Annotated in this window: 9 protein-coding genes; 3 read left to right on the top strand and 6 right to left on the bottom strand. The window is 67.8% G+C overall.

Annotated elements, in window-relative coordinates:
- Positions 1-56: 56 nt before the first annotated feature.
- Genes GEM_RS18480 through GEM_RS18470 form a run of 3 tightly spaced genes read right to left on the bottom strand, consistent with a single transcriptional unit; the run spans position 57 to position 5,936 of the window.
- Entirely contained in the window at positions 57-1,538 is a 1,482-nt protein-coding gene (locus GEM_RS18480) for an efflux transporter outer membrane subunit (protein WP_014898888.1), read from the bottom strand.
- Positions 1,535-4,708: an efflux RND transporter permease subunit gene (locus tag GEM_RS18475; RefSeq protein ID WP_014898887.1), complete on the bottom strand. Its 3,174-nt coding sequence runs from the start codon at positions 4,706-4,708 to the stop codon at positions 1,535-1,537. Before GEM_RS18475 ends, GEM_RS18480 begins: the two co-directional genes overlap by 4 nt.
- A 13-nt stretch (positions 4,709-4,721) precedes the next feature.
- Positions 4,722-5,936, bottom strand: a complete 1,215-nt coding sequence (locus GEM_RS18470; RefSeq protein WP_014898886.1) for an efflux RND transporter periplasmic adaptor subunit — start codon at positions 5,934-5,936, stop codon at positions 4,722-4,724.
- A 79-nt stretch (positions 5,937-6,015) separates the two neighbouring features.
- Between GEM_RS18470 and soxR the strand changes: the two genes are divergently transcribed.
- Positions 6,016-6,492: a redox-sensitive transcriptional activator SoxR gene (soxR, locus tag GEM_RS18465; RefSeq protein ID WP_014898885.1), complete on the top strand. Its 477-nt coding sequence runs from the start codon at positions 6,016-6,018 to the stop codon at positions 6,490-6,492.
- A 207-nt stretch (positions 6,493-6,699) separates the two neighbouring features.
- Here soxR and GEM_RS18460 read toward each other — a convergent pair whose 3' ends face one another.
- A complete protein-coding gene (locus tag GEM_RS18460) occupies positions 6,700-7,353 on the bottom strand; it encodes a TetR/AcrR family transcriptional regulator (RefSeq protein ID WP_014898884.1) in 654 nt (217 codons plus the stop codon).
- 148 nt (positions 7,354-7,501) lie between these two features.
- On the opposite strand from GEM_RS18460, the gene GEM_RS18455 reads away from it, so the two are divergent.
- Together GEM_RS18455 and GEM_RS18450 are read left to right on the top strand one after the other, a co-directional pair.
- Positions 7,502-8,794, top strand: coding sequence for an NAD(P)/FAD-dependent oxidoreductase (locus GEM_RS18455; protein ID WP_014898883.1), 1,293 nt, complete (start codon positions 7,502-7,504; stop codon positions 8,792-8,794).
- A gap of 44 nt (positions 8,795-8,838) precedes the next feature.
- Positions 8,839-9,228 (top strand): DUF3331 domain-containing protein, encoded by a 390-nt coding sequence (locus GEM_RS18450; protein ID WP_014898882.1) that lies wholly within the window; start codon positions 8,839-8,841, stop codon positions 9,226-9,228.
- Here the strand turns inward: GEM_RS18450 and GEM_RS18445 are convergent.
- Positions 9,225-10,553 (bottom strand): dicarboxylate/amino acid:cation symporter, encoded by a 1,329-nt coding sequence (locus GEM_RS18445; protein ID WP_014898881.1) that lies wholly within the window; start codon positions 10,551-10,553, stop codon positions 9,225-9,227. The genes GEM_RS18450 and GEM_RS18445 overlap by 4 nt on opposite strands.
- A gap of 219 nt (positions 10,554-10,772) precedes the next feature.
- Complete coding sequence (gene ggt / locus GEM_RS18435; protein ID WP_014898880.1) at positions 10,773-12,524, bottom strand: gamma-glutamyltransferase; 1,752 nt, start codon at positions 12,522-12,524, stop codon at positions 10,773-10,775.
- Positions 12,525-12,610 lie beyond the last annotated feature (86 nt).

The raw sequence follows: 12,610 nt of genomic DNA, 5'->3' as shown, positions 1-12,610 counted from the left end.
CGCGGCGCCCCGCGGCAGGCACCAGCGCTTCCGCCTGCCGCGCGGCCCTGCTCGCATCAAGGCCGCGACTGCGCGAGCGGACCCGGTGCGGGCTGCGCCGTTCCCGCCGGCCAGCCACCCGCGAGCGCCTGGTACAGCGCGACCGTCGACGCCGCGCTGCGCATCCGTCCGTCGGCCGCCGCGTCCTGCGCCTGGAGCAGCGTCCGCTGCGCGTCGAGCACCTCGTAGTAGTCGATCGCACCGGCCGAGAAGCGCGCCTGCGCGAGCTGCGCGGCGCGTGCGCTGTCGTCCGCGGCACGCACCAGATGGGTGGTCTCGTCACGCGTGCGCGCGACACGCAACAGCGCGTTCTCCGTTTCCTCCAGCGCGCCGAGCACGGTCTGCCGGTACTGCGCGAGCTGGCCGGCCGCTTCCGCGCCGCTCGCGGCGATTCGCGCACGCACGCGGCCGACGTCGAGGAACGACCAGTCGATGCCGAGCGCGATCAGGTTCGTGTCGCTGCCCGCACGGAAGAACCCGTAGCTGCTCGTCGCGCTGCCGAGCAACCCCGACAGCGTGAAGCGCGGAAACAGGTCGGCCGTCGCAACGCCGACCCGCGCGGTCGCCGCATGCAGCCGCGCTTCCGCGGCGGCGACATCCGGGCGCCGGCGCAGCAGGTCGCCCGGCGTGCCCGGATCGAGGTCTGCGGCCAGCGCCGGCAGCGGCACCGGCGCGTCCTTCGGCGCGTCGAAGCGACCGATCAGCGCGTCCGGCATCTGCCCCGTCAACACTGCGAGCCGGTGCTCGTCGACGCCGATCGCCGCTTCGTACACGGCGATCCGCGACGTCGTCGACTCGTACTGTGCCCGCGCACGTGCCGCGTCGAGTTCGGAACCGCGCCCCGCGCCAACGCGCGCATTGATCAGCGCGAGCGTCTGCTTCTGGTTGTCGGCGTTCTCGCGTGCGATCCGCAGCCGCTCCTGCGAGCCGCGCAGATCCACGTAGGTGCCCGCGACCGCGCCCGCGATCGCGACGCGCACCGCACGCACGTCGGCCGCGCTGGCCGCCGTTTCCGCACGCTGCGACTCGATCGAGCGGCGCACGCGGCCGAACAGGTCCAGTTCCCACGCCGCATTGATCCCGACGCTGGAAATCGGCGTATCGCGCTGGCTGCGCGGTGCGCCGAACGCCTGGTCCTTGCTCGTCAGCTGATGGCCGATCCGGCCGCTCGCGGTGAGCGTCGGATAGCGGTCGAACGTCGCTTGCGACAGCAGCGCGTTCGATGCGTCGTAGCGCGACACCGCGACCTGCAGGTCCTGGTTCGCCGCGAGCGCCGCATCGATCAATCGTGTCAACGCCGGATCGCCGAAGCCGTGCCAGAACGCGGCATCGGCATCGGCCGACGCATCGGGCGGCGCCGCGTCCTGCACGGCCGGATGCGCGTCGCGCGCAAAGCGCGCGGCAGTCGCCCGGTCGGGCTGCTTGAAATCGGGGCCGACCGCGCAGGCGGCGAGTGTCATCGACATCGCGAGCGCGGAAAGACGGAAAGCGGCGCTCATCGGTTTTCTCCTTCGAGGGTGCCGTGCTGTTCGCTCCAGACGGCCGGCGTGCCGCCCGCGAGCTTGCGGATCGCCACATAGAACACGGGTGTCAGGAACAGCCCGAACAGGGTGACGCCGAGCATCCCCGCGAACACGGTCACGCCGGTGGCGGCACGCACTTCGCTGCCTGCGCCGCTGCCGATCAGGAGCGGCACCGAGCCCGCGATGAACGCGACCGACGTCATCACGATCGGGCGCAGCCGCAGCTTGCACGCTTCGAGCGCCGCTTCGATCACGCCCTTGCCCTGGATTTCGAGTTCGCGCGCAAATTCGACGATCAGGATCGCGTTCTTGCACGCAAGCCCCATCAGCACGACGAGACCGACCTGCACGAACACGTTGTTGTCGCCGCCGGACAGCCATACGCCGAACAGCGCCGCACACATGCACACGGGTACGATCAGGATCACCGCGAGCGGCAGCGTCCAGCTCTCGTACAGCGATGCGAGCACGAGGAACACGAGCATCACCGCGAGCGGGAACACGACGATCGCCGCGTTGCTCTGCGTGACCTGCTGGTAGCTGAGGTCGGTCCATTCGAGCGTGATGCCGGGCGGCAGCACCTCCTTCGCGATCTGCTGGAGCTTCGCGATCGCCTGCGACGACGACATCGCCTTCGGATCGGCATCGCCGATCAGGTCGGCGGCCGGATAGCCGTTGTAGCGAACGACCGGGTCGGGCCCGTACGCAGGCTCCACCGTCACCATCGAACCGATCGGCACCATCTCGCCCTTCGCGTTGCGCGTGCGCAGGTTCGCGATGTCGGCGGCCGTCTGCCGGTGGCCGGCATCCGCTTGCGCCATCACGCGATACACGCGGCCGAAGATGTTGAAGTCGTTCACGTACATCGAGCCGAGATACACCTGCAGCGTATTGAACAGGTCGGTCAACGCGACGCCCTGCGCCTTCGCCTTCAGCCGGTCGACCTTCACCTCGAGCTGCGGAATGTTCGCCTGGTACGAGCTGACGGGATAGCTCATCCCCGACGTCTTCGCGACCGCGCCCTGGAACGTCGTCAGCGCCTTCTGCAATTCGCCGTAGCCGAGCCCGCCGCGATCCTCCAGGTACAGCGAATAGCCCGAACCGTTGCCGAGGCCCTGGATCGGCGGCGGCATCAGCGCGTAGGTAATGCCGCCATTGATCGCCGCAAAGCGTGCGTTCAGGTCCGCATTGATCTGCGCGGCGCTGCGATGCCGCTGGTCGAACGGCTTCAGGATCACGTACGAGTTCGTGATGTTCGGCGTGTTCACGCCCTGCAGCGCATTCAGCCCCGCGAACGCCGGCACCATCTCGACGCCGTCGGTGCCGAGCGCGATCTTCGTCATCTGCTCGGTCACCGCGCTGGTACGTGCGAGCGACGCACCCTCCGGCAGCTTCGCGCCCGCGAACAGGTACAGCTTGTCCTGCACGGGGATGAAGCCGCCCGGCACCGCGTTGAACAGCAGCGCGGTCGCCGCGAGCAGCGCCGCATAGACCGCGAACACCACGCCGCGCCGCTTCAGCGTGCGACCGACGACGCCGTGATAACGATCCGAACTGCGCTCGAAGAAGCGGTTGAACGGATGGAACAGCCAGCCGAATGCACGATCGAGCGCGCGCGTGAGCGCATCCTTCGGCGCGCCATGCGGGCGCAGCAGCTTCGCGGCCAGCGCGGGCGACAGCGTCAGCGAGTTGATCGCGGAGATCACCGTCGAGATCGCGATCGTCACCGCGAACTGCCGGTAGAACTGGCCCGTGACGCCCGACATGAACGCCATAGGCACGAACACCGCGCACAGCACGAGCGCGATCGCGACGATCGGCCCCGACACCTCGCGCATCGCCTGGTGCGCGGCATCGCGCGGGCTCAACCCCTGCGCGATGTTGCGCTCGACGTTCTCGACGACCACGATCGCATCGTCGACGACGATCCCGATCGCGAGCACGAGCCCGAACAGCGTCAGCGTGTTGATCGAATAGCCGAGCAGATGGAGAAACGCGAACGTGCCGACCACCGATACCGGCACCGCGACGAGCGGAATGATCGATGCGCGCCAGGTCTGCAGGAACAGGATCACGACGAGCACGACCAGCACGACGGCCTCGATCAGCGTGTGCTGCACCGCGCGGATCGACTCGCGCACGAACACCGTCGGGTCCCACACCGGGCGGTACGCGACGCCGGGCGGGAACCGCTTCGACAGCTCGTCGAGCTTCGCATACACGGCCTTCGCGACGTCGAGCGCGTTCGCGCCCGGCGACAGGAAGATGCCGACCACGGCCGAATGCTTGTCGTTGAAATACGAGCGCAGCGTGTAGTCGCCCGCGCCGAGCTCGATGCGCGCGACGTCGGACAGCTTCACGACCTGGCCGTCGTCGCCGTTGCGCAGCACGATGTCGCTGAATTCCTGCACCGTGCGCAGGCGGCCGCGCACGTTGATCGACACGAGGAAGTCGTTTTTCTTCGGCGACGGTTCCGCGCCGAGCTGGCCGGCCGACACCTGCACGTTCTGCTCGCGCACGGCCGCGATCACGTCGCTTGCGGTCAGCCCGCGCGACGCGAGCCGGTTCGGATCGAGCCACAGCCGCATCGCGTAGTCGCCGGAGCCGTACACGCCGACGTCGCCGATGCCGGTGAGCCGGGACAGCTCGTCCTTCACGTGCAGCGTCAGGTAGTTGCGCAGGTACAGGGAATCGCGGCTGTTGTCCGGCGAATAGAGGCTCACGTACATCAGCGGCGTCGGCGACTGCTTCTGCGTGGTCACGCCGTACTGCCGCACCTCGTCGGGCAGGCGCGACAACGCCTGGCTCACGCGGTTCTGCACGCGCACGGCGGCCGTGTCGGGATCGACGCCCTGCAGGAACGTGACGACGACCTGCAGGCTGCCGTCCGACCCCGCAACCGACTTCATGTACATGATGCCTTCGACCCCGTTGATCGCCTCTTCCAGCGGTTCGGCGACCGATTCGGCGATTTCCTTCGGGTTCGCGCCCGGGTACGTCGCGCGCACGACGACGCTCGGCGGCACGACTTCCGGGTATTCGCCGGCCGGCAACATCGGGATCGAAATCAGGCCGATCGCAAAGATGACGATCGACAGCACGACCGCGAAGATCGGCCGGTCGATGAAGAATCGGGAGAAATCCATCGCATGTCTCCCGTTAATGCGCGGCCGGCGGGCCGGCGTCGGCCACCGACTGCGTGCCGCTGCCCGGGTCGGCGCCGGCGCCCGCGTCCGCGCGTGCCGGCAGTGCCTTCGGTTTCACCTGCGCGCCGGGATAGTAGATCCGCTGCACGCCGTCGACGACCACCCGATCGCCCGCCTGCAGCCCCTTCTCGACGATCCGCTCGCCTTCCAGCGCACGGCCGATCGTCACGTCGCGACGCAGCGCCTTGTCGCCGGCGCCGATCACGTACACGTACTTGCGATCCTGGTCGGTGAGCACCGCCTTGTCGTCGACGAGCAGCGCGTCCTGGTCGCGGCCGCTCACGAGCTGCACGCGCGCATAGAGCCCCGGCGTGAACGTATGCGCCGCGTTCGACAGCCGCACGCGTGCGCGGATCGTGCCGGTTTGCGGGTCGAGCCGGTTGTCGAGGAAGTCGACGGTGCCCGCGTGCGGGAAGCCCGTCTCGTTCGCGAGGCCCACGCGCACCGGATCGGCGCCGATCGCGCGATGCTTCGGATCGGCGCGCCGCGCGTTGTAGCGCAGGTAGCTCTGCTCGTCGCAGTCGAAGTACACATAGACGGGATCCTGCGACACGACCGTGGTCAGCAGCGTGTCGTCGGCGCGCGCGAGGTTGCCGGCGGTCGCGATCGCGCGGCCGACGCGGCCCGCGATCGGCGCCCGCACTTCGGTGAAGCCGAGATTGAGCTTCGCGTCGGCGACGGCCGCATCGGCCGCCTGCAGGTCGGCACGCGCCTGCTCGGCGCTCGCGCGCGCATTGTCGAGTTCCTCCTGGGACGTTGCGTGCGCATCGATCAGCGTCTGCACGCGCTTGAGCTGCACGTTCGCGAGGCTCGCGGCCGCACGCGCCCGTTGCTGCTGCGCGTTCGCGCGTTCGAGCGCGATCCGGTACGGGCGCGGATCGATCTCGAACAGCATCGCGCCCTGCGCGACGAGGTCGCCCTCCTTGTACGCGACGCGCTGCAGATAGCCGCTCACGCGCGGCCGCAGCTCGACCGCGTCGACCGCTTCGACGCGTCCGTTGAATTCGTCCGCGAGGCGGATCGTGCGCGGCGCGACGGTCGTCACGCCGACTTCGGGAAGGGGCTGGGCCGACGTTTCGCCTTTGCCGTCGTGACAGCCCGACAACGCCAGCAACAGTGCGCAGGCCGCGCCCAAAGGCGAGGTCCTGCGTAGGGATAAGGAGAGCATGATGCCTCGCGACGGGTTAAACTGCCGCGTAGCATAAAAGTTGAAGTTAACTTCAAGTCAAGCTTTCCCGGAGGGCGTCATGGGTATCGACGAAATCCCGCAATGGCCGCTGATGTCGATCCGCGAAGTGGCCGCGCGCAGCGGCGTACCGGCATCGACGCTGCGCTTCTACGAGACGCGCGGGCTGATCAAGTCGCACCGCAACGGTTCGAGCCATCGCCACTATTCGCGCGCGGTGCTGCGGCTGATCGCGTTCATCGTGTTCGCGCAGAGGATCGGCTATTCGCTCGACGAGATCGCCGAGCAGCTGGTGAGCCTGCCGGAAGACACCGCGCCGACCAACAAGGACTGGCAGCGGCTGTCGCGCGGCTGGAAACAGCGCGTCGCGAACCGCATCGAGGAACTGCAGCGGCTCTACATCAATCTCGACGAATGCATCGGCTGCGGCTGCCTGTCGCTGAAGCGCTGCAAGCTGACCAATCCCGAGGACCGCGCGAGCCGCAACGGGCCCGGCGCGCGGCGCTGGCTCGGCGATGCGCCGCCCGAGCTCGACTGACACACGCGGGCGCGGCAGGCGCGATCCACGATGCCATGCCGACCTCCCGCGTCACCCGATCCGCCTGTCGCCGATCACCGCGATCGCCGCGCCCGTGATCGCCAGTCTTCCTGATGTTGACGGTTGCTAACAATCACCGTCCGGGCACTGCACGGCGACAGGTCGATCACGCGTGCGCGCAGGCCGGTTCCGCGCCGCGCGCTGTGCTCAAACGTGCAGGATGTTCAGCGCGACGTCGAGTACGGCCTGCCGGAACGCGTCCTGCCGCGTAGGCAGCGAAGTGAACTCCAGCATCATGTGGCTGTACGACACCGTCGTGCCGACGGCGCTCGCGATCATGAAGAACAGCACGTTCGGATCGACCGCGCGGATCACGCCGGCCTCGACCGCGTCCGCCAGCAGCGGCAACATCGCGTCGTGATACGGGCGCACGATCCGCTCCTGCAGCCGGTCGAGCCGCCCGCCCTCCTCGGTCGCCGCGGTCGAGAAGAACATGCCGATGTCCGGCTCCTCGAATTCGTGATCGACGCACAGCTCGATCGCGCGCCGCACGCGCTCGCGATGCGGCAATGACGATGTGCGCAGGGTGCGCAGCGCGTCGAACAGCGGCTCGGCGAGGTCGGCGATCTGCTCGACGACGGCCACCCACAGCGTTTCCTTCGTGCCGAAATGATGGGCGATCAGCGCCGCGTCGATACCCAGCTCGCGTGCGACTTCGCGCACGCTCGTCGCATCGTAGCCGCGCTTCGCGAACGTGCGGCGCGCGGCCCGCAATATCACGTCCGGACCGACGGACGCGTCCGCCAGCGGCCGCCCGCGCGTACGCCGCTTCGCCGGCGCGCGCTCAGTGACTTCAGCCACGTTTTCCTGCTCCCGTTGAGTGATTCGAATGCCCGTGTTCGGGCCCCGGTTTCGCGTCGCCGCAACCGGGCCGCCTGCCCCGCTCCGTTGACACGCGAAGCCGGGAAGCGCTAGGATCATACCTTATTCATCACATGATGATTTATCCATGACAACCCCTACTCGCATCGTCATCGTCGGCGGCGGGATCGCCGGATTGCAGCTCGCGACCCGCCTCGGCGAACACCTCGGCCGCGCCGGGCGCGCCCGGATCACCGTCGTCGACCGCAGTCCGACCCATGTGTGGAAGCCCATGCTGCACACGATCGCGGCCGGCACGCGCGACGTGCAGCAACAGCAGGTGATCTTCCTCGCCCATGCACGCGATCACGGCTACACGTACCAGCCCGGCGAACTGAAGGGGCTCGATCGCGCACGCCGGCGCGTGCAGCTCGGCGCAATCCGCTCGCAGGACGGCCAGCTGGTGATCGACGCGCGCGAACTCGAATACGACGTACTGATCCTCGCGCTCGGCAGCCAGGCCAACGATTTCGGCGTGCCGGGCGTGCGCGAGCACTGCTACTTCATCGACAGCCAGCAGCAGGCCGAGACCTTCAACGAAGCGCTGCGCATGCGCGTGTTCCGCAGCATCGCGCGCGACGAGCCGTTCCGCGTCGCGATCGTCGGCGCGGGCGCGACCGGCGTGGAACTGGCAGCGGAGCTGAGCCGGCTGCTGGAAGTGGCGCAGGCATATGGCGATGCGACGGTGCGCGAGCGGCTGCAGCTCACGCTGCTCGAAAGCGGCCCGCGCATCCTCGCCGCGTTTCCGCCGAAGATTTCCGCGTCGGCGCAGCGGCGGCTCGAACAGATCGGCTTTCAGGTACTGACGTCGACGCGCGTGACGTCGGCCGATGCGAACGGCTTCCACTATGGCGACGGTTCGTTCGCCGAAGCGGATCTGATGGTGTGGGCGGCCGGCGTGAAAGCACCGGATTTCATGCAGGCGCTGGGCGGGCTCGATACGAACCGCGCGAACCAGATCATGGTGGGGCCCACCCTGCAGGCCACGGCCGACGAGCACGTGTTCGCGATCGGCGATTGCGCGAGCCTGCAGCCCGACGGGCATGAACGGCCGCTGCCGCCGACCGCGCAGGTGGCGACCCAGCAGGCCGAGCATCTCGCGAAGCACCTCCCCGCGTGGCTCGACGGCAAGCCGTTGCCGCCGTTCGCGTTTCACGATTTCGGCGCGCTCGTGTCGATCAGCGACTACGACGCGTTCGGCACGCTCGGGCAATTCGGGTTCTTTCGCGGCGGCTTCATCCAGGGGCGGTTCGCGCAATTCAGCCACCTGATGCTGTACCGGCGGCACCAGCAGGCGCTGCACGGATTCTACAAGGCGACGCTGCTGTGGATCGCCGAACGGATCAATGGCTGCGTGCAGCCGCGCATCCGCCTGTCGTGACGCCGCGCGTCGTGACATTGCGTAACGTTTCGAGGAAAGCAGACATGAACGACAGTGCAGCCCCCTGGCTCAGGACCGTCGCCGCGATCGGCAGCTTCGACATGCCATCCGTATCATGGGGCGAGCCACGCCGGCGCACCATCACGCGCGACCGCTTGCCGTCGTGGGACGCGACGAGCCGGCCGACGATCAGCGTGCTCGAGCGGCCCACGGCCGACACCGTGATGATTTCGTGGTGCGACGCGTGCACCGGTCACTACGGTTACCAGAAGTGGCGGCTGTTCACGACGCGCAAGCGCGGCATCTGCGCGCTGTCGGGGCGGCCGATCGCGGCCGGCGACAGCGTCTATGCACCGCAATTGCTCGGCTCGGCGCCGGGCAACGCCGCCGCGATGGTGCTGGCGGCGTGCATCGACGCGGCGTGCGTCGCTTAAGCGGACGTCGCCTGACCGGCGCCATAGGCCGGATCGTTGTTCTGCCGTTCCAGTTCGGCGTCGAGATGCGCGGCATGCGCTGCGGCCTCGGACTCCGACATCAGCTCGCCCTCCCACTTCGCGACCACCGCGCTGGCGATCGAGTTGCCCACCGCATTGGTGGCCGAGCGCCCCATGTCGAGGAACGTGTCGACGCCGAGAATCAGCAGCAACCCCGCTTCCGGGATGTCGAACTGGTGCAGCGTCGCCGCGATGACGACGAGCGATGCACGCGGCACGCCGGCCATCCCCTTCGACGTCAGCATCAGGACCAGCAGCATCGTGATCTGCGTGCCGAGCGACAAGTGGATGTTGTACGCCTGCGCGATGAACAGCGACGCGAACGTGCAGTACATCATCGAGCCGTCGAGGTTGAACGAATAGCCCATCGGCATCACGAAGCTCGAGATCTTGCGCCGCACGCCGAACCGGTCGAGCGCGTCGAGGATCTTCGGGTACGCGGCTTCGGAGCTCGCGGTCGCGAACGACAGCATGAACGCTTCCTTGATCAGCACGAGCAGCTTGAACACGCGTCGGCCGAGGAACAGCAGGCCGGCGATCACGAGCGTGCTCCACAGCAGGAACAGGCTCACGTAGAAGTCGCCCATGAACACCGCGAACTTCAGCAGGATCGACAGCCCGTTGATCGCGACGGTCGACGCCATCGCCGCCAGCACCGCGAGCGGCGCGAGCTTCATCACGTAGCCGGTGATCTTCAGCATCACGTGCGCCAGCTGGTCGATCGCGGCGACGAGGATCTTGCCGCGCTCGCCGAGCGCCGACAGCGCGACGCCGAAGAACATCGAGAACACCACGATCTGCAGGATCTCGTTGTTCGCCATCGCTTCGGCGATCGACTTCGGCACCATGTGGCTGACGAAATCCTTCAGCGTGAACTTGGAAGTCGCGAGATGCGCGGATGCGCCGATGTCCGGCAACGGCAGGCCGAGGTTCTCGCCGGGGCGCAGCAGGTTCGCCATCAGCAGCCCGAGCAGCAGCGAGATCAGCGACGCGGTGACGAACCAGCCGAACGCCTTCACGAACACGCGCCCGACCGACGATGCGTCGCCCATGTGCGCAATGCCGACGACGAGCGTCGAGAACACCAGCGGCCCGATCACCATCTTGATCAGCCGCAGGAATACGTCGGACACGAGCGAGATGTAGCCGGCGATCTCGGTGGCCGACTGCTTGTCCGGAAACTGCGTGTAGATCAGGTAGCCGATCAGGATGCCGGCCGCCATCGCGAGCAGGATCCAGACTGCCGCAGACATTCGTTTGTTCATAACGGAACTCGACGCACGGTGCAGGAATGGAAAAAGGACATGCGCGCGCCGGTGCCGTGCCACGGTACGCGCGTCGCGTGGCGGTCGTACCCGGCATTCCGGGCACCCGCCACGCGCGATACTGCGGAAGTCCGCGAACGGACGCGCTGCTGCTGCACCGGCGTTCGCGCGATGACGAACACCGGTTGCAGCCGTTCAGCGTGATGCGACCGGATCAGGTCAGTACCCGATCGCCGAACCGGCCGGGCGGCGCGGATCGTTGACGCCGTAGATGTAGCCGACGCGCACGTTGCCGGACACCGACGAGTCGTTGCCGGAACTCTGGCGGCTCACCGCCTCGGTGCCGGGCAGGCCGACCATGATCAGCTCGGCGGCGCCCCACGGCGTCTGCTCGACCATCTTGTAACCCATGTTGCGCATGATCGCGAGCGTGTCGGGCGACAGGCCGCGGGTCTCGTAATAGACCTCGTCCGGCAGCCATTGATGATGGACGCGCGGCGCACCGACCGCATCCTGCGGCGTCATCCCGTAGTCGATCACGTTCAGCACGGTCTGCAGCGTGATCGTGATGATGCGCGAACCGCCCGGCGAGCCGACCACCATGAACACCTTGCCGTCCTTCTTCACGATCGTCGGCGCCATCGACGACAGCGGACGCTTGCCCGGTGCGATCGAGTTGCGCGTGCCCTGCACGAGACCGAACAGGTTCTGCGCGCCGACCTTCACGGTGAAGTCGTCCATCTCGTCGTTCAGGAAGAAGCCCGTGCCCGGCGCGATCACCACGGCGCCGAAGCGGCCGTTGACGGTGTACGTGGTCGACACCGCGTTGCCATCGCGGTCGATGATCGAGTAGTGGGTCGTCTCCGGCTTCTCGTGCACGCCGACACCCGGCTGCACGTCGACCGACGCCGTCGCCGTCTCGCCGCTGATCTGCTTGCGGATCTCGGCCGCATACTGCTTGCTCGTCAGCTTCGCGACCGGATTGTCGATGAAGTTCGGGTCGCCCAGCAGCGTGTTGCGATCCTCGTACGCGTGGCGCATCGCCTCGGTCATGTAGTGGACCACGGAAGCCGACTGGTAGCCGAACTTGCGCAGGTCATACCCTTCGAGGACGTTCAGCGTCTCGCACATCGTCACGCCGCCCGAGCTCGGCGGCGGCGCCGACACGAACTCGTAGCCGCGATACGTGCAGGTCAGTGGTGCGATGTCCTGCGCGCGATACGACGCGAAATCCGCGGCCGTGATCAGCCCGCCGCCGCGCTTCGCTGCCGCTTCGACGATCTTCGGGATTTCGCCGTGATAGAACGCGTCGGGGCCGTGCTCCGCGATACGCTCGAGCGTGCGGGCCAGGTCTTTCTGCACCAGGCGATCGCCCGGCTGCAGCGGCGTACCGTCCGGGCGCAGGAAGATGCGCGCCGCGTCCGGATCCTTCTTGAAGCGGTCGATCGTCGTATCGAGGATGTCGGTATCGCCGCGTGTCAGCACGAAGCCGTCGCGCGCGAGGCGGATCGCCGGCTCCATCACCTGCCTGCGCGTCAGCTTGCCATACTTGCGCTGCGCGAGGTCGAGACCCGCGACCGTGCCCGGCACGCCGACCGCGCGATAGCCGTACAGGCTGTCGTCCGGAATGACGTTGCCCTTCGCATCGAGATACATGTTCGCCGAGGCCGCGGCCGGCGCGGTCTCGCGGAAGTTGATGAAGCGATCGCGGCCGTCGGCCATGTGCAGGGTCATGAAGCCGCCACCGCCGATGTTGCCGCAGCACGGATTGGTCACGGCCTGCGCGTAGCCGACCGCCACGGCGGCGTCCACGGCGTTGCCGCCTTCCTTCAGGATGTCGACGCCGATCTGCGACGCGAAGTGCTGCGACGACACGACCATGCCGTTCTTCGCTTCCACCGCGGGTTCCGAAGCGGCGAGCGCACCCGCGCTCATGGCCGACAACAGGGTGAGTACGACGAGCCGCCTCATGACGGAATCCTCCAGACGAATGACCGGACCATGCCGGGATACGTGACCGGCCCCGAGGGCCGGCCGACGCTGTTGATCCGGCATGT

Origin of the sequence: Burkholderia cepacia GG4, assembly GCF_000292915.1 — a bacterium.
GTDB classification, from domain to species: Bacteria; Pseudomonadota; Gammaproteobacteria; order Burkholderiales; family Burkholderiaceae; genus Burkholderia; species Burkholderia cepacia_D.
The sequence above is the reverse complement of the archived record's forward strand: the minus strand, read 5'-3'. Positions and strand labels throughout refer to the sequence as shown.

Coding starts and splice junctions, on each gene's coding strand:
- GEM_RS18480 (WP_014898888.1), bottom strand. CDS start 1,538: ATGAGCGCCGCTTTCCGTCTTTCCGCGCTCGCGATGTCGATGACACTC.
- GEM_RS18475 (WP_014898887.1), bottom strand. CDS start 4,708: ATGGATTTCTCCCGATTCTTCATCGACCGGCCGATCTTCGCGGTCGTG.
- GEM_RS18470 (WP_014898886.1), bottom strand. CDS start 5,936: ATGCTCTCCTTATCCCTACGCAGGACCTCGCCTTTGGGCGCGGCCTGC.
- soxR (WP_014898885.1), top strand. CDS start 6,016: ATGGGTATCGACGAAATCCCGCAATGGCCGCTGATGTCGATCCGCGAA.
- GEM_RS18455 (WP_014898883.1), top strand. CDS start 7,502: ATGACAACCCCTACTCGCATCGTCATCGTCGGCGGCGGGATCGCCGGA.
- GEM_RS18450 (WP_014898882.1), top strand. CDS start 8,839: ATGAACGACAGTGCAGCCCCCTGGCTCAGGACCGTCGCCGCGATCGGC.
- GEM_RS18445 (WP_014898881.1), bottom strand. CDS start 10,553: ATGAACAAACGAATGTCTGCGGCAGTCTGGATCCTGCTCGCGATGGCG.
- ggt (WP_014898880.1), bottom strand. CDS start 12,524: ATGAGGCGGCTCGTCGTACTCACCCTGTTGTCGGCCATGAGCGCGGGT.